At 68.2% G+C, this 21,782-nt stretch carries 22 protein-coding genes and 1 pseudogene; 15 read left to right on the forward strand and 8 right to left on the reverse strand.

What is annotated here, in order from left to right; all coding sequences use genetic code 11:
* Nucleotides 1–114: 114 nt before the first annotated feature.
* A complete protein-coding gene (ligD, locus tag ACLJOU_RS45705; protein ID WP_410575559.1) occupies nt 115–2,130 on the reverse strand; it encodes a DNA ligase D in 2,016 nt (671 codons plus the stop codon).
* Nucleotides 2,131–2,526: 396 nt separating this feature from the next.
* On the opposite strand from ligD, the gene ACLJOU_RS45710 reads away from it, so the two are divergent.
* The 3 genes from ACLJOU_RS45710 to ACLJOU_RS45720 are packed head-to-tail and all read left to right on the forward strand — an operon-like array spanning nt 2,527 to nt 3,788.
* Nucleotides 2,527–3,120, forward strand: coding sequence for a hypothetical protein (locus ACLJOU_RS45710; protein WP_410575578.1), 594 nt, complete (start codon nt 2,527–2,529; stop codon nt 3,118–3,120).
* A gap of 55 nt (nt 3,121–3,175) precedes the next feature.
* Nucleotides 3,176–3,538 (forward strand): hypothetical protein, encoded by a 363-nt coding sequence (locus ACLJOU_RS45715; protein WP_410575560.1) that lies wholly within the window; start codon nt 3,176–3,178, stop codon nt 3,536–3,538.
* A 19-nt stretch (nt 3,539–3,557) separates the two neighbouring features.
* Complete coding sequence (locus ACLJOU_RS45720; RefSeq protein WP_410575579.1) at nt 3,558–3,788, forward strand: GNAT family N-acetyltransferase; 231 nt, start codon at nt 3,558–3,560, stop codon at nt 3,786–3,788.
* Nucleotides 3,789–3,791: 3 nt separating this feature from the next.
* Here ACLJOU_RS45720 and ACLJOU_RS45725 read toward each other — a convergent pair whose 3' ends face one another.
* A complete protein-coding gene (locus ACLJOU_RS45725) occupies nt 3,792–4,679 on the reverse strand; it encodes a phosphotransferase family protein (protein WP_410575561.1) in 888 nt (295 codons plus the stop codon).
* A gap of 13 nt (nt 4,680–4,692) precedes the next feature.
* Complete coding sequence (locus tag ACLJOU_RS45730) at nt 4,693–5,154, reverse strand: glycine-rich domain-containing protein (RefSeq protein WP_410575562.1); 462 nt, start codon at nt 5,152–5,154, stop codon at nt 4,693–4,695.
* Between the two features lie 177 nt (nt 5,155–5,331).
* On the opposite strand from ACLJOU_RS45730, the gene ACLJOU_RS45735 reads away from it, so the two are divergent.
* The 3 genes from ACLJOU_RS45735 to ACLJOU_RS45745 are packed head-to-tail and all read left to right on the forward strand — an operon-like array spanning nt 5,332 to nt 7,422.
* On the forward strand, nt 5,332–6,738 hold the full coding sequence (locus tag ACLJOU_RS45735) for a hypothetical protein (protein WP_410575563.1): 1,407 nt from the start codon (nt 5,332–5,334) through the stop codon (nt 6,736–6,738).
* Between the two features lie 14 nt (nt 6,739–6,752).
* A complete protein-coding gene (locus tag ACLJOU_RS45740) occupies nt 6,753–7,229 on the forward strand; it encodes a hypothetical protein (RefSeq protein ID WP_410575564.1) in 477 nt (158 codons plus the stop codon).
* Nucleotides 7,230–7,281: 52 nt separating this feature from the next.
* A complete protein-coding gene (locus tag ACLJOU_RS45745) occupies nt 7,282–7,422 on the forward strand; it encodes a hypothetical protein (protein ID WP_410575565.1) in 141 nt (46 codons plus the stop codon).
* 75 nt (nt 7,423–7,497) lie between these two features.
* Here ACLJOU_RS45745 and ACLJOU_RS45750 read toward each other — a convergent pair whose 3' ends face one another.
* Nucleotides 7,498–8,313: a Scr1 family TA system antitoxin-like transcriptional regulator gene (locus ACLJOU_RS45750; RefSeq protein ID WP_410575566.1), complete on the reverse strand. Its 816-nt coding sequence runs from the start codon at nt 8,311–8,313 to the stop codon at nt 7,498–7,500.
* A gap of 391 nt (nt 8,314–8,704) precedes the next feature.
* On the opposite strand from ACLJOU_RS45750, the gene ACLJOU_RS45755 reads away from it, so the two are divergent.
* A complete protein-coding gene (locus ACLJOU_RS45755) occupies nt 8,705–9,727 on the forward strand; it encodes a helix-turn-helix transcriptional regulator (RefSeq protein WP_323322945.1) in 1,023 nt (340 codons plus the stop codon).
* A gap of 280 nt (nt 9,728–10,007) precedes the next feature.
* Here ACLJOU_RS45755 and ACLJOU_RS45760 read toward each other — a convergent pair whose 3' ends face one another.
* Complete coding sequence (locus ACLJOU_RS45760; protein WP_410575567.1) at nt 10,008–11,540, reverse strand: NB-ARC domain-containing protein; 1,533 nt, start codon at nt 11,538–11,540, stop codon at nt 10,008–10,010.
* A gap of 397 nt (nt 11,541–11,937) precedes the next feature.
* On the opposite strand from ACLJOU_RS45760, the gene ACLJOU_RS45765 reads away from it, so the two are divergent.
* On the forward strand, nt 11,938–12,591 hold the full coding sequence (locus tag ACLJOU_RS45765; RefSeq protein ID WP_410575568.1) for a YdcF family protein: 654 nt from the start codon (nt 11,938–11,940) through the stop codon (nt 12,589–12,591).
* 160 nt (nt 12,592–12,751) lie between these two features.
* On the forward strand, nt 12,752–15,373 hold the full coding sequence (locus ACLJOU_RS45770) for an MFS transporter (RefSeq protein ID WP_410575569.1): 2,622 nt from the start codon (nt 12,752–12,754) through the stop codon (nt 15,371–15,373).
* On the opposite strand, the gene ACLJOU_RS45775 is transcribed toward ACLJOU_RS45770, so the two are convergent.
* Both ACLJOU_RS45775 and ACLJOU_RS45780 read right to left on the reverse strand, forming a co-directional pair.
* Nucleotides 15,370–15,756 carry a winged helix-turn-helix transcriptional regulator gene (locus ACLJOU_RS45775; RefSeq protein ID WP_410575570.1) on the reverse strand — a complete coding sequence of 129 codons (387 nt, stop codon included), beginning with the start codon at nt 15,754–15,756 and terminating at the stop codon, nt 15,370–15,372. The two genes, ACLJOU_RS45770 and ACLJOU_RS45775, sit on opposite strands and share 4 nt — an antisense overlap.
* 313 nt (nt 15,757–16,069) lie before the next feature.
* Entirely contained in the window at nt 16,070–16,762 is a 693-nt protein-coding gene (locus ACLJOU_RS45780; RefSeq protein WP_410575571.1) for a prepilin peptidase, read from the reverse strand.
* On the opposite strand from ACLJOU_RS45780, the gene ACLJOU_RS45785 reads away from it, so the two are divergent.
* The 6 genes from ACLJOU_RS45785 (at nt 16,740) to ACLJOU_RS45810 (ending at nt 21,710) form a co-directional block, all read left to right on the forward strand.
* Nucleotides 16,740–17,264 (forward strand): hypothetical protein, encoded by a 525-nt coding sequence (locus ACLJOU_RS45785; RefSeq protein WP_410575572.1) that lies wholly within the window; start codon nt 16,740–16,742, stop codon nt 17,262–17,264. The two genes, ACLJOU_RS45780 and ACLJOU_RS45785, sit on opposite strands and share 23 nt — an antisense overlap.
* Complete coding sequence (locus ACLJOU_RS45790; RefSeq protein ID WP_410575573.1) at nt 17,258–18,247, forward strand: hypothetical protein; 990 nt, start codon at nt 17,258–17,260, stop codon at nt 18,245–18,247. Before ACLJOU_RS45785 ends, ACLJOU_RS45790 begins: the two co-directional genes overlap by 7 nt.
* A 97-nt stretch (nt 18,248–18,344) precedes the next feature.
* Complete coding sequence (locus ACLJOU_RS45795; protein WP_410575574.1) at nt 18,345–19,043, forward strand: hypothetical protein; 699 nt, start codon at nt 18,345–18,347, stop codon at nt 19,041–19,043.
* Complete coding sequence (locus ACLJOU_RS45800) at nt 19,043–19,885, forward strand: chromosome partitioning protein (protein WP_410575575.1); 843 nt, start codon at nt 19,043–19,045, stop codon at nt 19,883–19,885. Before ACLJOU_RS45795 ends, ACLJOU_RS45800 begins: the two co-directional genes overlap by 1 nt.
* Entirely contained in the window at nt 19,882–21,297 is a 1,416-nt protein-coding gene (locus tag ACLJOU_RS45805) for a CpaF family protein (RefSeq protein WP_410575576.1), read from the forward strand. The genes ACLJOU_RS45800 and ACLJOU_RS45805 overlap by 4 nt, the downstream gene beginning before the upstream one ends.
* On the forward strand, nt 21,294–21,710 hold the full coding sequence (locus tag ACLJOU_RS45810) for a hypothetical protein (RefSeq protein ID WP_410575577.1): 417 nt from the start codon (nt 21,294–21,296) through the stop codon (nt 21,708–21,710). The genes ACLJOU_RS45805 and ACLJOU_RS45810 overlap by 4 nt, the downstream gene beginning before the upstream one ends.
* Here the strand turns inward: ACLJOU_RS45810 and ACLJOU_RS45815 are convergent.
* A pseudogene (locus tag ACLJOU_RS45815) lies at nt 21,651–21,782 on the reverse strand (IS481 family transposase); the annotation flags it as partial. The gene ACLJOU_RS45810 and the pseudogene ACLJOU_RS45815 overlap by 60 nt on opposite strands.

Genomic DNA, 21,782 nt, shown 5'->3' on the forward strand with positions numbered 1-21,782 from the left:
ATCGACCGCGGCGTCAAGCTGGCGCCTATGCGCCTATGCGCCTATGCGCCTATGCGTTGAGGAGGTGATCGGCGAGTACCCGTCTGCGGCGCGGCAAGACGAGGTCTGCGCAGGTCACGGCAAGGGTGCGCGCTTCTCGGGCAGGTTGAGCAGCAGGTCGCCGTGGTCATCGACGCGGTCGAGGACGTCGTCGGCGGTGAACACCAGCCGGCTGGCGTGGCGGCACGCTTCCACTTCGTCCCAGGTGATCGGCGTGGACACGGTCGGGTGGTCGCGGCCGCGCAGGGAGTACGGGGCGATCGTGGTTTTGGCCGGATTGTTCTGAGACCAGTCGATGAACACGCGGTTGGTGCGCTGATTCTTCGCCATCACAGCGGTGACCGAGTCGGGTGTTTCCCGGGCCAGCCGCTGCGCCAGCTTCTTGGCGTAGGCGGAGGGTGCGGCGGGGTCGTCGGTGTCGATGGCGGCGTAGAGCTGCATCCCCTTCGACCCAGACGTCTTCGCGAACGGGGTCAGCCCATCGTCGAGCAGCTCGTCGCGCAGCCGCTCGGCGACCCGGCAGCACTGCACGATCGACGTGCCAGGGCCGGGGTCGAGGTCGAACACGAGCAGATCCGGCGGCAGCCGGCCACCGCCTGCGTCGACCCGCCACTGCGGGACGTGGAGTTCGAGCGCGGCCATGTTCGCCGCCCACACCAGCGCGGCGAGTTCGTCGAGCAAGGCGTATTCGATTTCGCCTTCGCCGCGGCCGGAGCGGCTGCCGGTGCTGGGCAGCCGGACTGTCGGCAGCCAGCTCGGGGCGCCGTTGGGGACGTTCTTTTCGAAGAACTGCTGCCCGCCGACACCGTCGGGGAATCGGATGAATGTGACCGGACGGTCGGCCAGGTGCGGGAGGAGGACCTCGGCGATGCGGGAGTAGTAGTTGATGACCTCGCCTTTGGTGAACCCGTCCGGATACAGCGGCTTGTCCAGATTGGACAGTGTGAGTCGCCGTTTCCCTGCCTGTACCGTGACCTTCTTACCCAGCGGCGGTGTTGAGGCGGCGGGCGTGCTCGGTGTGGGCGCGGTTTCGGCGGCGACGCGTTCGCGGGCGCGTGGGGCGTGCACCTCGGTAGGGGCGCGGTCGTCGCGCAGGCCGCGCCAGGCGGTGTGGCGCAGCCGGCCGGCGCCGCGGGTGAACTGCCGGTAGACGACCTCGCCGACCAGTTCCGGCTTGACCCAGTGTGCGCGGGCGGTGTCCTCACGCGGTGGTGTGACTGCGAAGGGGTGCCGGCGCTGTTCGATCGCTTGGAGGCGGGTCAGCAGGCGGGCGCGTTCGGCTTCGGTGAAGCCGGTGCCGACGTCGCCGATGTAGACCAGGTCGCCGGTGTCGGGATCGTGGCCGCCGAGCAGCAGTCCGCCGAGGCTGCCGGAGAGCCGGTTCTGGCCAGGGCGCCAGCCGCAGATGACGACCTCGGTGGTTTGGATCAGGGCGTGCTTGCACCAGTAGTCCGGGCGCTTGCCCGGCACGTACGGGGCGCGCAGGAGCTTGGCGACGAGTCCTTCGTGGCCGGTGGCGGCGACGTGGTCGAGCAGGTCCTGTGGGGTGCGGCGGTCGGCGGCCAGTTCGGTGAACGGGAACTGCCGCACGACCGAGACCCGGAACGGGTCCGGCATTGTCAGTTCCGCCAGCAGGCCACGGCGCTCTTCGTAGGGCTGGTGCAGCAGCGTCTTGGTGCCGAGTTGGAGCAGGTCGAAGGCGAGGAACCGGACCGGGACGTCCTGGAACGGTTCGGCGCGGCGTGCGGAGCTGCGGTGGGTCTGGTAGCGGCCGCGGCGTTCCTGCAGCAGGCCGAAGTCGATCTGGCCAGCGTCGTTGTAGACGACGATCTCGCCGTCGAGCACCGCGGCCCGGCCGTTGAGGGCGGGGGTGAGGACGCCGGTGAGGTCGGCGAACTCGTGGGTGAAGTCGATGCCATTGCGGCTGGTGAGCACGGTGGTGCCATCCGAGGCGATCTGCATGCAGGCTCGGTAGCCGTCCAGCTTGTACTCATACGCCCATTCCGGGCCCTCCCGGAGCCGGCCGCCGTCGGCCTTGGCCAGCATCGGGGTGATCCAGTCCGGCACGCGGGAGGAGCCGCGCACAGCCATGGCAGCCTCCCTCGGCGGGACATCATTGTCTGATTTTGACGGTAACCCGGCTGGCCTAATCCTGCTGTGTTTGCGCTGGTCAACACCCTGATCGGTGACAGCCGGTACGAGGACGAGCGCTCAGCGCTGCGGGTGCGATCACTGCAGGGTGACCTTGGCCAGCTCGGCTTGACAGATAGTGCAGGGTCTCGCAGGATCCGAACAAGTGTTCGATGAGTTCGGGTTCGCTCGCGGCTTCCCCTCGTGGGCGTCTCCGGTGCGTGTTCGTGGTGCTGGAGGTGCGCGGTGGCGGTGCCGGAAGCGGTGGCCGGGCTTGCGGCGATTCCTGGTGTCCGCACGGCCGCGCAGCTCGGCGAGCCGACTATCGACGCCTCGGCCTCCGCTGGCTCCCTCCCGCTGGTGCCAGCGCTGGCCAAGCTGGTGCCGGGAGGGTTGCGGCGGGGCAGCACGATGTCCGTCGCAGGCTCGACGGCCCTGGTGCTGGCGTTGCTCGCCGAGGCGACCCGCGAAGGATCGTGGGCAACGATCACCGGGATGCCTGATGTGGGGGTGGCGGCCGCCGCCGAGCTGGGCGTCGAACTCGACCGGCTTGCGCTCGTGCCCGACCCAGGTGCCGAGGTCGCCGCGGTGCTCTCGGCGTTGATCGACGGGTTCGACTTGGTGGTGCTCGGCCCGTCCGTCGCGCGCGGCATGCAGCCGCAGCTGGCTCGTCGACTCGCCGGACGGGTCCGCAATCGAGGTGCTGTCCTGCTTGCTGCGGGCTTGTGGCCCAGTGCCGACCTCGAGCTGCGCGTGTCGAACCGTCGGTGGCGCGGTCTCACCGACGATGGCTTTGGTCACCTGGAGTTCCGCGAGGTCGTCGTGACCAGCCGTGGCCGCGGTGCTGCGGCTCGGCCGCGCACCGTCGCGCTGCAGCTCCCAGGCCCCGGCGGAGCTGTCGCCGCCGCCGAGGTATCTGCCGGCCGCGGGCTGACCGAGGTCGCTGGATGATCCGCAGGTCAAAGTTGCCGCGCTCGAACTGGCCGGGGCAGTCACGAGGTGACCGATGATCGACCACCACGTCGGCGGAGCCGTTCGATCGGGCGCGCGCGGCGAGTTCGGCGGGCTGATTCCGGTCCGGCCGGCGACCAGCAGGCTCATCGTCTGTCTACGTGGCCACCGGCTCGACCTGGACCTCTACGACAAGCTCAAGCCCTACAGCCATCGCTACCGGTTGCACGGCACGCTTTGCGAGGTCTGCCGCGCACAGGAAGGTTGTGATCCGGCGGCTCGGCACCTCGCCGAGTGGGCGCACCTCGACGTCACGGTTCAGCACGCGCCCGACGCGGACCCCGGGCGACGGGCTCGTTCTCGTCGCCCATCCACCGGCCGCGGGAACGCTGGCCGGTCGGATCGAACTCCGTCTTGACCGCACGGAGGTCGGCGTGGTGACCGCCAGTCCGTGTGCGAGCTGCCGGACCGCCACTCTGGACTACGTCCACGTAGCGGCTGAGTACCGGCGTCTCGGCTTCGGCCGCACGCTGGTGGCGGCCGCGGTGGCCCGTGCCCCGTCCTTCAGGTGGACGGCGCCGCTACCGGACGGTCCGGTGGCGCAGTCATTCCGTGCCCGGATCGCCATGCGGCGCAATGGTCCACCGTGCAGTCATCGCGGCGGGTGAAGTTCAGAGGTCGAGCCGGAAGCGAGCCCATGATCGGGCAGCCGCGGTGAGGGCCGGGCGGTGGGCCAGCGGCTGGTGGCGTTCGAGGTATCCCCAGATGCCCCAGATCGCGACCGCGAACGCCGTCTTGGTTTCGGCCGAGGTTCGCTGCCAGAGCGGCAGCTGTTCCGCCCAGGTCTCCGCGGCCGCGGGAGCGTGGCCGGCCTCGATGAGGCGGGTGACGAGGAAGGCCGGATCGACTGCCGGATTGGCGTTTCGCGACCAGGCCCAGTCGACGATCTGAACCTTTCCACCGTTACCGAGCAGGTTCAGGGCGTGCAGGTCGGTGTGGGCGAGCGTGCTTCCCGCGACGTGCTCGACCGCGGTGGTCTCCCAGTTCGTCAGCTCGTCGATGTGGTCGCGGGCCCATGTATCGAGATCGGCGGGAGCGTCCTTGGCGAGTCGTCGCCAGGCGGCCAGTCTCGCCCACTGCTCGGCCAGGGACGGTCCGTCGACGGACACCGTGCTCAGGCCCGCAGCCATCGCCGAGACGGCCTCCCGTACCAGGTCCAGGTCGGTGGACCCCGGGGAGAGGTCGACATGGTGGCCAGGAGAGTGCTCGAAGCCCAGCAAAAGCCAGCCGTCGGCCTCAGCGCGCCACAACAGCCGAGGAGCGACCTCGGGCGGGAGGAGGGGGTTGACCGCGGCTTCGTGACGGTGCATGCGGCCGCGCTTGCCATCCGCGTCGGCGATGCCCTTGCAGAAGAGGGTGCCGGCCTCGGTGTGCAGGGTGGCGGAGAAGTCGGAGTTGCGGCCTGCGTCGGGTAGTACGACGTCGTGTACGCGGCCGGTTTCGCGCTCGATCGCGGTTCGCACCGCGACGGGCAAGGCTTCCCAGGTGCTGCGCGGCATCCTGTCCGTCCTCCTAGGCCGCGACCGGCGGCGGGTCTTCGTGGCAGCCATTGTGACAGCCGGTGCAGCTGCCGAGTGCGGTACGTGGCCACAGTGCGTCGTCGAGGCAGAAGCCGAGCCGCTGCATCGCCGTGGTCGTCCGGGCGAAGACGGACGCGGGTGACGCCTCGTCGTTCCGGCCGTCGGTGGGCACGTGGTGGAGGAACCTGCCGGCGACGCGATCGCAGAAGGCGGCGTACTCGTGGGTGTCGAGGATGAAGGTGTGCCAGCCGATGTCGACGAGCTCGCTCGGGGCGAGCGGAGCGCCGACGTTGGAGCCGCACGCGGCGAGGAACGCCAACGCCTGGTCCAGGATGCGTTCGGCGAGGTCGCGCTCGAACCGTTCCGTCGTAACGATGCGGCTGGTCAGACGGCGGAAGAGGTCTTCGGAGACGAGGGACCGTCCCGTTCGGTGCATGCTGATGCTGATCGACATCGAGTTCTCCTCGGGTTCGGAGCGCTGGATGAACTCAGCTTCGGCGGCTCCGCTCCCAAGAGGGAGGCCAAGCTCAGGGGCGTCGCGGGGAGACACGGGGCAGATCGGGGCAGATCAGCTTCACGCGGTGACTCAACGCGCAGGCGTAGCTACACTCGGCGTGACCGGGGAGGGTACGTGCCAGAGCCGAATCGCCTTCTGCGGGCAGCGCGCGAACGGCTGCCCTCGTCGAGCGTGCCTGGTGAACGCGCGTCTCGGGCCGATGTCGCAGATGGGGTCGCCCGCTGGTTGTGGGAGACGACCCGTACCCGCTATCCCTTCGACGCGCACTACGTGGCGAAACTTGAGCGTGGCGTGGTCCGGTGGCCGAGCGCGGCGTATCGAGCCGCTCTCCGGCACGTCCTGAGCGCGTCGGACGACGCCGCGCTCGGATTCACCCCGCCGTCGAGTTCCGCCGGGCCGGCCGTACCGTCGTCGTTCAGCGCATGGCAGTCCGACGCCGTCATCGACAGGGCGGTCACCGCGACCGAACAGGACCTCATGCCGACCTCTCGCCGGAGCCTGCTCGCGACTGCTGCTGTCCTGGCTGGCTCGGCCCTGGCCGCGGAGCTGACTCCGTTCCTCTGGCCGGCCGCCGCCGCTGCGCCGCGGCGGACGTCGACCGCGTTTACCGAGGCCGAGCTGACCTCGGCAGAAGAGTTCGTCCAGTTCGTTCGTCGCTGGCGTTCGGCCAGCGGCTCCGTTGCACGCTCGACCGCCGTGGCACAGCTCGACTCCCACCTTCGCCGGCTGAAGGAGGCTCCGTCCGGTACCGCGGAGACGCGTCGCGCCTTCCGTGTCGGCGCCGAGCTCGCCGACATCGTCGCAACGATGGCCTGGGACGAAGCTGCGCACGGCGCGGCGCAGCGCTACTTCAAGCTGGCGGCTCAGCTGGCCCACGTCGCCGGCGACGACGCCCTTGCTGCGGTCGCCCTCGCCTCACTGGCCCGACAATGCTTCGACCTTGACCGGCCGGCCGACGGGCTGGAGGTCGTGCAACTGGCGCAGTACGCCACGCGCCGGACAGCCAGCCCACGGCTCCGAGCTGTCCTGGCCACCCGCGAGGCATGGGCGCACGCCCAACTCGGTGACGCGCCCGCGTTCCGGCGGACCGTCCGGCTCGCCGAGGACTACTTCAGCGAAGGGCTTCGGGACGGCGACGCAGCAACCCCCTCCGTCAGGAGCTTGGACGAAGCCGAGCTGATGGGCGTCATCGGCGCCCGCTACCGCGACCTGTCGCGACACGACGTCCGGCATGCGGACGAAGCCCAAGATTACATCGGCCACGCGATCGCCCTGCGCGATCCCGATCGGATCCGCAACCGCGTCTTCGACCTCATCGGGCTCGCCCGCAGCCACCTGATCACCCGCGAGCCGGAACGCGCCGCCGAGCTGATCGGCATGGCCCTGCCTGATGCTGTGCCGTGGACGTCCGGGCGAGTCGGCGTCAAGCTTCGGGACTTCCATCGGGAAGCAGGGGCGTTCGCTACGGTTCCTGCCGTGCGCGACGTCCGCGAGGTCGTCGAAGCGAAGCTTGCCGTCTAGGAAGAGGACACTCCGTGGTGCGCATTGGAATCACCGGTCACTCCAACCTGACCGAGGCCACCGCCGAGCTCGTGGCCGGCGAGCTCCGCGAGCTCTTGAAGGAACAGCGCGACGATCTCGTGGGTGTCACCTGCTTGGCCCGGGGCGCCGACCAGGTCTTCGCGCGAGTCGTTCTGGAGCTGGGTGGGACGCTTGAAGTCGTGCTGCCGGCGGCGGACTACCGGGAGCGCAAGGTCAAGCCGGACAACGCGGCCGAGTTCGACAACCTCATCGCGAACGCGAGCGTTCACACGATGCCGTTCACCGAGTCGAACCGCGACGCCTACATGGCCGCCAGCGAGCACGTTCTGTCCATCGTGGACAAGATGGTCGCGGTGTGGGATGGCGGTCCGTCCGGCGGCCACGGCGGAACCGCGGATGTCGTGGATGCCGCGAGGGAGCGGGGGCTGGGCGTCACGGTCGTCTGGCCAGAGCATGCTGCCCGACTCTGAAAGTCCCTCAGCGACGGCCGATCCGATCGCGCCGTGACGGAATTCCCTTCCGTTGCCGGAGGACATCATCACATGGCTCGCACTGCTGGTGGACGCGGTTGTTTCGACCCTCACCAGAAAGCTTGAACTCCGCCTCGCCGGATTCGCCGCAGAGCATGGTGACAGCTTCTCCCGGCTGGGGAACCCGCAGTGAGGTCCATTCGATGCCACTTGCCGTTGAGGACCGGCTGGATCGTCTGCGGGTCGATGTAGATGACGGCGGCGACCATCACGACGCTCGAGCTTGGAGAGAATCGAGCCAGGCCTCGATCGTGACCGGCTTGGCGAAGGCGCGTCCCAGCAGTGCCCTCGTGGTGTCGTGGTACTTGTTCAGCACGTCCTTGTCCGTGCCGTACGTTGTGCAGTGGCTGTGCTTGAGCGCGACGGCGATCGGCCTGGGGCCGTCCTCGAAGAGCGTGAAGGCTGCCGCGGAATCGGGTCCGGACTTGACGATGTGAATTGTGACGTCGAGGCGGCGCCCTGCTTCGCGGAGCTGCCTGATCTGTTCGGCGCCGTCGGGTTCGTCGCGTGCCATGCGTAAGGCCTCGTCGCCGATCAGGAAGACGTACCGGCGTCCGCCTTGCTCCATCGTCTGCCGACGACACTGGCGCTGAAACAGCTCCTGGTCGTGGCGTTCGGACTGCTCCGCGGTCTCGTCCCGAGCTGCGGTGGGCGGCGGTGGTGGCAGCAGGAGGTCCGGGATGCAGAATGGCGCCCACTCCACGATCCGGCTCGAAAGCTGCTCGTAAGTCCACAAAAGATCGATCAGTGGCGACGCGGTGTGGTCGACGAAGTTCGGGACGTCGAGCTGCTTGGCGATCTTCATGACCTGCTCGAATTCGGCGCGGCTGACTCGGAGGCACCCGAGGATCTGGGCGACCAGCGTGTCCTCGGGGACGTTGGTCCCCAGTTCCACGTTCGACAGCTTCTGCGCGCTGATTCCCAGCAGGCGAGCCAACTCGCGGAGCCCCATCTTCCGGCGCTCGCGCGCATCGCGCAGTCCGACGCTCACGGCGAGTACGGCAGGTTTGCGAGTTGCGTTCATCGTTCGGTCCTTGCTTTTACGTTGGTCAGCTGAAGAAGCTTCAGGAAGGTGACGAAGCCCGTGAAGTACGCGGCTGAGCAACACGTACAGAGCCAGGTCTTCCTCGTTCGGCCATTCGGGACCGCACGCTGGCCCGTCTTCTGATTTCGGTTTCGAGGTCATGGTTTTCAGTTGCCGCCGGTCTTGGGTGGCACCCCTGGTGACCGGGGCTCACATCGGAGGGGGAAGCGAGGTGGTCGACCAGCCACCGGGGTGCCGAAATCGACCTTCGCGGGTCGTCCAGCTGAATCACCAGGGCGTACATCCGGGGCGAATCTGTAGGAGATCTTGCGTTCAAGCTTCTGACCTGCGGTAATCTGATGACCTCAGGCGGTGATCTAGGGAGTGAATCATGGGAACGCGGCGCCACGGGCTCATCCGGGCTCGTAAGGCAGCTGGCTACACCCAGGAGACGCTGGCCATCGAACTGGGCCTCGACACGACTACCGTCGGGCAGTGGGAACGCGGCAAATCGGAGCCGCTGCCGTACAAGCGGCCGAAACTCGCAAGGGCGCTCGGCGTCACGTCGCGCGGCCTCGAAGAGCTGCTGGCCGAAGGCGCCGCCGTGGTGTCGCGTCCGAGCGCTGACTACGAAACCTGGGCCGACGACCTGGACCGAGTCGCCGTCTGCCTTGGCCGCCAGGAGTTCGACCTGGCGAAGCTCCTGCTGGATCGCTGGACCGGCCGGCTGGTCCCCAGCGGCGATGACCGCGGGCTCTACCTCTACGGCCGGTCGCTACGGCTCCTCGGTGATCTGCGCCAGGACCAAGGCGTCCTCACCGGACCGATGTCCGCTCGGCAGAGCTACGGCCGCGCCATGGCGGTCTTCCGCGAGCTCGGTGCCGACCGGCGGGTCGCGCAGCTCGAACTCCAGCTGGCTGTTCTCGACGAGATGGGCGGCAACCACGAGCCTGCTGCCGAGCAGTACCGGCAGCTGGCCACGGACACCCGCCTCGACGCCCGCGACCGCACCCGCGCCCAGCTCTGGGTCGGGACCGCGCTCAGCAAGGCGGGCCGAAACGCGGACGCCATCACCTTCATCAAGCCCGCCATCCGGCAGTTCGAGGCTCTCGAAGAGCCGCAGGACTGGTCGGTAGCGTTCCAGAAGCTGGCCCTGGCGCACCGTGGTGATGGCGACCTAAGCCAGGCCGGCGTCGCCTTCCAGGTGGCGCTCGACCACCGGCCCGGCGACGCACCCATGCAGCGCGTTCGCCTCGACACCGCGCATGGCCACCTCCTGCTGTCCGACCCCGCCACGGCCGATAGCGGGCTCAAGCTGCTGGAGGGCGCCGCCGCGACCTCGACGCAGTACGGGATGATGCATCAGCTACAGGCCATCTCGGGCATTCGCCGCGCGTACGAACGCCAGGCGTAAGGTCACGCGCGACCTGTCATTGGACGCGAGCTCCTTTACGGGGCCTGGTCGTACTCGAAGCCCGCATTCACTGTCAGCTGCTAGGCTTCCACATCGCATTGTGCCGCGGCACGAATGAAGCAAGCGCCTGAGGTTGACGATTTCCCGTGCATCACCTGACGACCGTTAAGCTTTAAGCTTGCGAGGAGAATGCCGCGCTATGTGGACTAAACGGAAGGGGTCGGGAAGCTCGGGGCATGACCCCTTCCGTTGAGTTTAGTCTAGGTCAGTTTCCGTGCGCTCATTGAACGCCCTTTTGGGCTCGAAGGAAGCGCGTCCAGATCTGGGTCTCTGTTTCCTTATTCTTTACTCTGTATGATCTGTATGATCCAGCTTCGCTTTTCTCGCTGTGTCGAATTACTTCTTCGAAGAACCAGTCAGAGCTTATTACGGCCAAGGGTGTCGACCTCTTGCTCGAGAAGACCTCCTTTATAGTTGCACCATTTAGTATGCGAAACATGTGGATAATTGAGTTGCCGGTATATCCGTGGCTGTCAATAGTTACCTCCCCGGCGTGAATTGCCATCCGAAGACGCATCTTCTCCTGGCGTGGATGCGTGCTGTTGTGCTTGATTAACTCGCTAAGAAGAGCGCGGGGGAGCTTCTCTGTGAATAGCGGCTTAGGAATGTCGGCTGGCGCGAGAACGAGGACGCCGTCACCGAGGTCCGCGCGTGTGCAGTCCGCCCACGTAACTCCCGACGATTCGAAGGCTCTTTCGGTGGCCTGGTACAAGCCATCTCTGATGCGTGCCCGATTGGTGTTGTTTCGATGAGTTTGTCCGAACCCTTCGACATCAATTCCGACGATCGTGAAATGGGCGGTGCGGAGTGGGGTATCGGGTGCGCTGTCGACGTCCGGTGAGTTTAGTGGTGATCGCGTCACTGACGCGTGATATTCGGCAAACTTCTCCTTGCTGGCAAGTTCGGGCGGCTTCCGGTCGGCGCTCACGACGTCGCGTGGGTGAATAATCTGAGACGCTGCAATGGAGGGGTGGCGATGCAATGTCGACTTTTCGAGGATCCTGTCAAAATGTTGCAAGTAATCGCTCGCCGGTAGTCCGGTGCCTGCCAGCCAGGCTGCGGCCCTATCAATTGCTGCCGGAAGGTTGCCGAGTTTCTCTGCGATCTGATTGGCGTCGCTATCGTCGAGATCGGGTGTCGCCCTATGGAGCAACGATTTGCTCTCGCTACGGGTAAAAACGTTCACCTCAAGTGGGCGTGCCATGGCCGCCCAGTTCGGAGAGCGGGACGTCACAAGGATCTCGCCGGGACCGTGTATTGGGAAGAATGAGCAGACGAGCTCAGGCTCTTCTGCGGAGTCGAAGATCAGTAGCCAGCGCCGGAAAGGCCTCCCAAGACGAAGGGCTTCCAGTACGGCTGGCACCGCGGTGGTCGGCTCGCCGACTCCAGTCAACTGAAGGTGCTGGCCGAGCTCAGTCAGGGAAGCGCGGATTACTGTCGCTTCGGTCGCCTGAATCCACCAGACTACGTCGTAGTCCGTTAGATGGCGGTAGATGTACTCGACCGCCATCTGGGTCTTGCCGATGCCGCCCATGCCATGCAGTGCGGCGGGGAGGATCGCGGTTGTTCCGGCTCCAAGGCGCTGGGCAAGCTGCTCCAGTAGCTCCTCGCGGCCGGTGAAGTTAGGGTTGCGCGGCGGGATCGAACCCCAGACTGATGGCACGCCGTCGCCGATGGGCCGCTCCTGCCGCGTGGCGGCGAGCTGGTCCCGGCGGATCGCGCGTTCAGACGATGGGGGCATCGTTTCACTCACCGGCTCATTGTCGCTGCTCCGACGGCGCGCGAGAGTCTGAGGGTCGAAGTGCTCGCTTAGTTTGTCGTTGGGGGTGGCGGCGACTAGGATCGACTTGGTCACTTTGTGTGACCTGCGGTAACGGATATGATGGTTCGCTCGAAGGTGCCGGGTAGCACCTGCTCGAGGCCCGACATCGAGTTGTGGGGGACATTGAACTCGGTCTTGTTGAGTTTGAATGAGTGATATTGCTCAGGTCATTGACCGATCCGGCCCGCGGATTTGCCGGGCCCTGCCAAAGGCGGGCTCATCGGGGAGACTTGACGCAGAGGCCGCATCTTCATTTGCAGACCACGTGACATTCGACGGTGGTCTTGAGGACTTGCGGTTGTCGCCCTGGAGGGAGTACGAACGCGCCGTGATGCGGCAACTTACCGATGTGGAATGGCAGGACGCCGAGCTCGTGTGGGACTTCCACCAGGTCCACCACGAGATTTCTGCGTGCGACGTCGCCATCGCGCTGGGATGCAACGACATCGGCGTCGCCGAGTACGCGGCCGAGTTGTACCACCGCGGCATGTTCCAGACCGTCGTCTTTACCGGTGCGACCAGCCGGGACACCGTCGCCATCTTCCCGCGCGGCGAAGCCGTCCACTTCCGCGAGCGCGCCTTGGAGCTGGGCGTGCCGGACATCGCCATCCTGGTCGAGCCCGAGGCCGCGAACACCGGCGCCAACATCACGCTCTCCCGCGACCGGCTCATCGGGGCCGGGCTGACACCGGACTCCGTGCTCCTCATCTCGATGCCGTACATGGAGCGGCGGGCGTTCGCGACCTGCCGGCGCCTGTGGCCTGAAGTCGCGGTGACGTGCACGTCGGCGCCGCTGACGCTGGAGGAGTACGTCAAGACGATCGGCGACGCCGCCGAGGTCGTCGACATGATGATCGGCGATCTGCAGCGGGTGATGGTCTACCCCGAACGCGGCTTCGCCATCGAGCAGCCGGTGCCGCCCGCCGTGGCCGCCGCGTTCGATCGCCTGGTCGCGGCGGGGTTCAGCAGCCGCCTGCTCTGATCGGCGGAAGTCGATCAAGTCGGTAGCGGACCGTCACGGCCGTGCTGCGATTGGGTGATCTGTCGCTACTTGTGTCCACATGGACACGGAGCGGGCATACCGTGGTTCTTCCAGGTAGGGGGGCCTGCCGGGCGAGTTTCGACGGCGGTGGGGAGGGCCGATGACCGAAACCGGATCCCGCGGTTTTGCGGTGGCGCTGCGAGGTCGTGAGTTCCGCGCGCTGTGGCTCGCCGAAGCCTTATCGGTCTTCGGCGATCAGGTCGCGCGGGTCGCGCTCGCGCTGCTGGTCTACGCCCGCACGGACTCCGCGGCGCTGACGGCGCTCACCTACGCCCTGACCTTCGTGCCGGCGATCCTGGGCGGCTTCCTGCTCTCCGGTCTGGCGGACCGCTATCCGCGCCGGACGGTGATCGTCGTGACCGACGTCGTGCGCGCCGTGCTGGGGGCGGCGATGGCCGTGCCGGGGATGCCGCTCTGGATCCTCTGGGCGTTGATCGGCTGCCTGACCATGGCTGCGGCGCCGTTCAAGGCCGCTCAGCTCGCGCTCCTGCCGGACGCGCTTCCGAACGGGCTGTACCAGGCCGGTCTCGGCCTCCGGCAGATCAGCACACAAACGGCCCAGGTGGCCGGCTTCGGGCTCGGCGGCCTGCTCGTGACGAGCTTGAGCACCAGCGGCGCGCTGCTGGTGAACGCCGCGACGTTCCTGGTCAGCGCCATTGTGGTCGCCGCGGTGGTCCGAGCTCGTCCCGTCAGCCGAGTCGAGACCAAGTCGACGCCGCAGTCAGCCGCAGCGGCCAGCGACTCGCGGATGATCGCCATCTACATGCTGGCCGCGATGGTCGGATTTCTTGTCGTACCTGAAGGCCTGGCGGCGCCGTACGCGAACGCGGTGGGCCTGACGTCGATCGGGGTCGGCGTCCTGATGGCGGCCGATCCCGTCGGCAGCGTGCTCGGCGGCTGGCTGGCCAGCCGGCTCCGACCCGATACCGCGCTCACGGCGAAGCTGGTCGTCGTGCCGGCAGCGGCCTCTGGCCTGCCCCTGATCGCTTGCCTCGCGCTACCAGGCGCTTGGTGGGCCGCAGGCCTCTGGGCCGTCTCGGGTGCGCTGTCCACCATCTACTTGATCCGGCTGCAAGCGGTCGTCGTCGAGCTGGTGCCGGACGCGCGCCGCGGCACCACGATGGGACGGCTGAGCACCTGCCTCTACACCTCGCAAGGCATCGCGATCCTCGGCGCCGGCGTGGTCGCTGAGCGGCTCGATCCCGTCTTCGTCGTCGCCGGGTCGGGCGCGGTGGCGTCACTCTCCGCGGTCGCGGCCGGGTTCGTCTGGTGGGCGGCTCGACCTCGGCAGGCGAGAACTGTCGAGGACGAGCCCGCACCGGTGGATTCAGCGCGCTCAGAAGTCCTTGTTACGCATAGTGACCCCCTCCCGGAGCGTCCGGCGGCGGGAGGTGCCGAGGTGCGGCAGCCGGAGCTCGAGGACCTCGGGTCCTCCCCTGGGAACGGAAGCGAGATCAGTATGCCGAACGAGGGGGTCGCTGAGCGCTCCGGTTGGTCACGATGGGCTATCTGGTTGCTACCGCGGCCCGCGGCGGTGTTTCTGCTGGTTATCGACGCTATCGCGGTAGCGGCCATCGTCTTCGACGTGAGGGCCCCGATGGCATGGCGAGATGTCGTGTCCTGCGGGTTGATCGTCGGGCTCGGCATCCTGGCCGCGGAGATGACTCGACGGGTCGAGCGGCGGCGACGGCGGTTTTCGGACACCCCGCACGTCAACTTCTCGTCTGTGTGGACCCTGGCCGCCGCGCTGACCCTCCCGACCGCCTTGGCGGCCCTCGTCGCCGTGCTGCTGTACCTGCACCTGTGGCTGCGCAGCTGGCGAGGCGTCGCCGGGATCCACGCGCACCGCGTCATCTTCAGCACGGCGAACGTGATCCTGTCCTGCCAGATCGCCGGGTGGGCTGCGCGGCAGCTGCACGTCGTGCCGCCCGGCCAGGAAGCCGGCGTCTGGACCGCGGTCGGCTTGGCCTCGGTCATCGCGATCTACTTCGCCGCGAACTCGACGATCGTCGGCGTGGCGATCGCCCTCGCCAGGCGGAGCCTTTCGTTCAAGCGGATGCTCGGCGCGCTCAACGAGAACATCCTCGAGCTGGCGACGTTGTGCATGGGCGCGCTCACCGCGGTCCTCCTGACCTTGCGCCCGTGGCTCGTGATCGTCTTGTTCCTGCCGCTCTATGCGCTGCACCGGAGCGTCTTGATCCGCCAGTTCGAGCACGCTTCGACCACCGATTCGAAGACCGGGCTTCTCAACGCCGCGAGCTGGCACGCGATCGCGGCGAAGGAGATCGACCGCGCTCGCCAGCACGGCTTCAGCGTCGGTGTCCTGATGATCGACATCGACCACTTCCGCGACGTGAACAACGTTCACGGACACTTGACCGGCGACAGGGCGCTCGTCCTCGTCGGCAACGCCATCCGGAGCGAAGTCCGGAGCGACGACCTCTGCGGGCGGTTCGGTGGCGAGGAGTTCGTCGTACTGCTGCCGGGCAGCTCGCCGGACGCGATTCACGCCATCGCGGATCGCATCCGGGAGCACGTCGAACGCACCGTCATCGAGCCGGATTCCGGACCAGGCTTCCACGTCAGCGTGTCGATCGGCGCAGCTGCGTTCCCAGCGGCGGGCAGTTCGCTGGAAGAGGTCCTGATTTCCGCTGACAACGCGCTGTTCGCGGCCAAGTACGCCGGGCGCAATCAGGTCCGAGTCGTCAAGTCGACCGCCTAGCGATGACCGCGGCTGTCGGCTCGTGTCTGGTCGCGACGCTGCTGCGACCACGTGGCCAAAGGACGCAACGCGCGCAGAAGCGCACGGCCGTCGGGTGACAGCTTGTACCAGACATTGGAGAAGGCGCTGCCTTCCGCGCGTCGTTCGACGAGCCCGTCCTGCTCCAGTCGCCGGAGCGTGTCGGTCAGCGTGCGAGCCGTCAGCGGCTTCGTGTGCGCCGTCCAGCCGGAGCGCTCCTCGGCTTCGTTGACCTCGTTCCGCAGCTTGGTGAACTCCAGTTCGCCGAGAGCGAGGGTCGCGAGGACGGCGACGGTCCAGTCGCCCCGCAGCAGGGCAAGCACCTCGTACACGCTCTGCCGGTACGGCACGTCCCAGTCATCCACACCAGCAGACCTATCACGAAGTGCCGCCCGGCTTGCCCCAGTCGAGCCCTTGACGTCCCGTCGGCCGGACACCTTCGTCCGAACGAGTGAAGATCCGTCGACTGAGTCCAGACTCACCCGTCGACTTACCTTGCACTCAGCCGAGGTCAGGCCGCTAAACCGGAAGTCACCCGGGCTCCGGCGCCTGGGAACGGAAGAGGAATCGAAGGGGACGGTGGCCGGCCGTGTCTGGCGAGAAGGCCGGCCGGTCACCGACACCTACAGGGGGAGGGAAGCTGCGATGACGACTTGCTCGCTTGAGCCGATCAGTCGGCTACCCGTTCGCGAGGAGCATGGCGGCCAGCGTGCCGGCGATCAGGAACGGCCCCATCGGGATCGCGGTCCGACGCCGACCGAGACGCATGATCGTCACCGCGATCGCGGCAGCCAGCCAGGGCAGCAGACTGCCGAGAACGAGCGTTTGCCATCCGAACCACGCAAGCGCCGCGCCGAGAGGTACGGCCAGCTTCACGTCCCCGCCGCCGAGGTGGCCGGGCGCCATGAAGTACACGGCGAGGAAGAACGCGGCGGTCACGGCCGCACCGGCGAGTGCGCGAGCCAGCGAACCCGCCTCCCGGGTGAAGACGACGGTCGTGACGACCGCGGCGCCGACCGAACCGGCGAGTCCGAGAACAAGCAGGTTCGGCAGGCGACGGTGTCGCGCGTCGGCGAAGGCGAGTGGCACGCCGAACGCCGCCACGCTCGCGGAAATCGCGAACGGCGCCACGTCGTGAACGCGCCAGGCGAGCGCGCCGACGAGTGCGGCCGCGATCACCAGCTGCGCCGCTACCTGCCGGCGGGGAGAACGGACCACGAGCGCACCACCCATCACGACCGCGACGGCGGCCGTGATGCCGGTCAGGATGAACAGGGGTAGCGGAATGATGTCGACTCCGTCAGGTGCGGTTCGTCCATCATGGACGAAGGTGTCAACCCACGCGATCTTGCTGAGCTTCGCCGCGCTCACGCTCAGCGCGTGCTCCAGCGGTGGTTCTTCAGCACCGTCAGCCTCTGCGTCGAACCCGCTGGCGACCAGCTCGACCTTGGTTCCACAGCCGACTCCAGCGCCCCAGCTGGCGACCGATGCCTACGTTGGCATGTGGCGGGCGATGGCAAAGGCCGGCGAGACGGCGGACTGGCAATCACCCGAAGTGGCGAAGTACGCGACCGGTGACGCGCTCGGCGTGATCAACCGCAGTCTCTACACCGACCACCTCAACGGCGTGGTGTCGAAGGGAGCACCGGTGTCGAGCCCGAAGGTCACCGAACAGAAGCCGCCGGGCACGCCGACGACGATCATGATCTCCGACTGCGGAGACAGCACGAACTGGCTGAAGTACAAGAAGGACGGTTCACCTTTCAACGACTCACCGGGCGGGCATCGCGCGATCACCGCGGAGGTCAAGAAGCAGGCGGACGGCTCGTGGAAGGTCACCAGGTTCGCAGTGGAGGGGGTGGGGACATGCTGAACCGTGCGGCGCCCGCGGCCGTGCTGGCGGCGGCCATCGTCGTGATCGGGGCCGCGCCCGCGCTCGCGGACGGCTACGGCTACACCGACTGCAGCCAGTACCCGAACCCCGGCTGCGAACTCGGCGCGGGCAAGGGCGGGCAGCAGGGCGGCGACCACGGCAACCAGCCGAACAAGCCCGGAGGTCCTGGGCACCACAACTCCGGCGGTGGACCTTCGGATCCCGGCGGCGACACGATCATCGGCGGCGGCAACCTGGCCCAATGCGGCTACGAGCGCAGCGGATATCAGGGACCGCCACCTGGAAGTGCTCAGCCGGCAGCGTTCCATGTCCCGTCGAGGACTGGACCGGCCACGGCGGCGCCCGCCGCCTATCGGCGACTGGCGGGCGCGCAGCCACCGTCCGGTGCCTGGTACGTCTACAAGTGCACCGGGGTCGGCTTCCGGGACACGCTGTACCGGCCACCTGTCTGGATCGCGGACGGTGAACCAGGTCCGGCGCCGCTGCCATCGCCCGCTGAGCTCGCCGCGCAGGCGCGGAGCCAGCTGCGTCTGCCCGCGCCGAAGATCAAGGCAAATCCGGCCGGCGACCAGCTGGTCACCCTGCCGACCTGGCTGTGGCTGGACCGGAGCAGCTGGGGCGACGTCTCGGCCACCGCGTCGGTGCCGGGGGTCTCGGTGACCGCGGTCGCCAAACCGACCTCGGTGACCTGGTCGATGGGCGAAGGTGGCTCGGTGACCTGCACCGGCCCCGGTTCGCCGTTCCCTGTAGGCGGTGACCCGAAAAGCGCGTCGCCGGACTGCGGCTACACGTACAAGACGTCCTCGGCCGGCCAGCGCTCGGACGCGTTCCCGGTGACCGCCACGGTGAACTGGACCGTGACGTGGTCGGGCGCCGGCACGGGCGGCACGTTCCCGAACATGACGACCTCCGCCTCGGCGGCGTTCCGTGTAGCGGAGAGCCAGGGAATCGCGACCGGCTGAGGTCCGGCACGCACAACACAACCCTCGTTTGAGAAAAGGCACGTCGAACACCCGAGTCGACGCGTCGCGATGGCGTCATGCCTTGAGGAGGTCGGTGGTGACCACTACCGCAAGCTCAACCAGCCCGGACGCGAAACCCGCGTCGCTGAAGTCGTGGGCGAGCCGCGATGGCAAGACGCCCGCACGCCTGAGTGGCGGGGGTCGGCGCCGCAGCGTGCCCCACCTGCTGGTCGGTGTCCTGCTGGTCGCCGTGTGCGCGGCTGGAGGCGTGTTCGCCGGGATGCAGCTCGGCGACCGCGAAAGCGTCGTCGCGTTGGCCCGTGCCGTTGCCGTGGGCCAGCTTCTCGAGGTTCAGGATCTCAAGCAGGTCAGCATAGCGGCGGATTCCGGGATGGATGTTCTGCCTGCGTCGGCAGTGTCCACTGTGGTCGGTCAGCCGCTGGCTTTCAGCCTGCCCGCCGGCTCGCTGGTGACCCGCTCGGTCCTCGGCGCTCCTCAAATCCCTGCGCCCGGCAAGGGCGTCGCGGCCGTGGGGCTCAAGCCGGGACAGTTTCCGCCCGACCTGTCGCCCGGAACCGCCGTGGCGGTCCTCGCTACGCCGGGGCAAAGCCCAGCTGTTGGAACGCCGATGGGTCAAACGTCGTCGTGGACCGCGGTGGTGGCCGGTGTTGCTGCCCGGGAGACCGAGCAGGTCACCGTGGTCTCCTTGCAGCTGGCCGAATCGGACGCTCGCGCGTTGGCTTCGGCCCCTGCGGGCCAGCTCAGCCTCGTGGCGATTGCCGGGGGAGGACGCTGATGCTGATCGCCGTCTGCTCACTCAAGGGCTCGCCCGGTGCGACCACCCTGGCGACCGCGCTCGGCGCCTGCTGGCCGGCCCAGCAGAGTCCGGTCGTCGTCGAAGCCGACCCGGCCGGCGGCGACCTGATGGCCCGCTTCCGGCTGCCCGACACACCGGGCCTGGTCAGCTTGGCCGCAGCTGCCCGGGGCCGTGGAGCTGCCGACCCGAGCCTGCTTGTCCAGCACTCCCAGCCTCTGCCGGGCGGCTTGCGGGTCGTGCCCGGCCCGGTCGGCGCTGAACAGGCTCGTGCAGCGCTCGCCGTGTTGGCCTCCGGCGTCTCGTCGCCGCTGCGTCGCGTGGCCGATCAGCCGGACACCGTGGTCATCGCCGACTGCGGCCGGGTCGATCCCGGTTCACCCGCGCTGCCGATCATCCGCAGCGCGGACGCGATGCTGCTGCTCGCGCGCCCGCACGACGACGAGCTCGCCCACGTCGCGCTCAAGCTGCAGGCCGCCCAGCAGTGGTCACGCCGACCGTGCCTCGTCCTGGTGGGCGACGGTTACCCGACCGCGGAGGTCTCGCAGACGCTGCAGATCCCGGTGATGGGCCGGGTGCCTGCCGACACCAAGGGCGCGGCGATGCTCAGCGGCCAGGGCACGAGCCGGCGCGGGGCGGGCAAGTACATGCTCGGCCGGGCCGCGGCAGCGATCGCGCTCAACCTCCACGCGCACGGGCGCCAGCCGACCACCACCGACGGAAGCCGGCCACCGCACCTGCGGCTGGCGGTTGTCGGCGAGTCGGTCCCAGGCGTACCCCCGCAGCGGGTCGGCCCGCACATCCGGAACGGGGCGACGCCATGACGCGCCCCGAGCTGGCCGCGCCGGTCAACGGCCGCCCGCACGTGCCTGGACCGGCAGACCTTCCGCACCGGTCCGCCGGTGAGACCGCGGCGGTGGAGCGCCTGCGGCAGCACCTGCGCGACGAGCTGTCCAGCCAGCTCAGCCACCGCGTCCGCGCCGACGAGTCCGCCGGCCGGCCGCCGATGGACGCACCGGCACGCCGTCGCCTGGCCGAGGCCATCTTGACCGACGCGGCCGAAGCGCACGCACAGGCCGAGCTGCGCAACTCCGCGGCCGGCGGGATGCTCGTGGCGCCCGACGTCGAGCAGCGCGTGATCCGGCAGGTCCTTGACGAGGTCTTCGGCCTGGCCGGTCTGGAACCGCTGCTCGCCGACACCGACATCGAGAACATCAACATCAACGGCGACCGCGTCTTCGTCAAGCGTGCCGACGGCGGCCGCAAGCGTTTGCCCCCGGTGGTCGGTTCCGACACCGAGCTGATCGAGCTCATCCGGGACCTGGCGACCCGTTCCGGTGTGGAGGAGCGAAGGTTCGACCGCGGCAGCCCGATCGTGAACTTCCAGCTGCCCGGCGGCGAGCGCGTCTCGGCGGTCATGGCGGTGACCGCGCGGCCGTCGGTGTCGATCCGCCGGCACCGGTTCGCCAAGGTCACCCTGGCTGACCTGCGCAAGAACGGGACGATCGACCTCGCCCTGGAGAGCTTCCTGAAAGCCCTCGTGAAGGCGAAGCGCAACATTCTCGTCACCGGCGGCACGGCGATCGGCAAGACGACCATGCTGCGCGGCCTGGCCTCGGCGATCCCGCCGTGGGAGCGCCTGGTGACGATCGAGGACGTCTTCGAGCTCGGCCTCGGCGAGGACGCCGAGGTCCACCCGGATGTGGTGGCCCTGCAGGCCCGCGAGGCCAATATCGAGGGTCAAGGAGAGATCTCGCTGTCGGACCTGGTGTGGCAGTCCCTACGGATGAGCCCGGACCGCGTCATCGTCGGCGAAGTCCGCGGGCCCGAAGTCATCCCGCTAACCAATGCGATGTCCATGGGCAACGACGGCAGCATGGGCACCTTGCACAGCAGCTCCAGCCAGGGCGCGTTCACTAAGCTCGCCGCCTACGCGGTGCAGGGCCCGGAGCGGTTGCCGATGGAGGCGACCAACCTCCTGGTCGCCGCCGCGCTGCACTTCGTGGTGCACCTGGAGAAGCCCCGAGACGACCCCAGCAAGCGCGTCGTCTCCTCGATCCGCGAAGTCGTCGGTGCCGACGGCGCCCAGATCATCAGCAACGAGGTGTGGCGGCCCGGCACGGATCTGCGCGCGGTGCCAGGCGCGCCGCTCCGCACCGACACCGTCGACTTGCTCGTCGAAGCGGGCTACGACCCGGACCTGTTCGAGCGGCGCGAAGGTTGGTGGACGCCATGAGCGTCGTCTTGCTTGGCGTGCTCGGAGCCGGTGTCGCCGTCGGGGCCCTGCTGGTCGTCGCCGGTCTGCGCGGTCGACCCGCGCGTGTGGTGAAGTCGTCGCGGCTGAGCACCTGGCTGGCCGCACGGCACGACCGCAAGCGGGTCGGCCTGCTCGTCTTGGCCGTGCTCACCGGCCTGGCGGTCGACGTGGTCACCGGCTGGGTGGTCGGCGGCATGCTGGCCGTGGTCGCAGTGGCCGGCCTGCCGCGGATCCTCGGCTCGAACGTCGACCAGCAGCACCAGCTCGAACGCATCGAGGCGATCGCCGGGTGGACGGAGATGCTGCGCGACACCCTCGTAGCCGCGGCCGGACTAGATGTGATGTCCAGAGAGGTTGGTCAGTCGGGTGACCGGCGGCTTGCCGCCGGTTGAGCTGTGGGGTCGGTGATGATTGTAGAAGTACAGCCAGCCTGGTAGCGCCGCCCGGCGCAGGGCCTCGGACGG

Source organism: Amycolatopsis sp. cmx-4-61, from assembly GCF_046548775.1.
Classification (GTDB): Bacteria; Actinomycetota; Actinomycetes; order Mycobacteriales; family Pseudonocardiaceae; genus Amycolatopsis.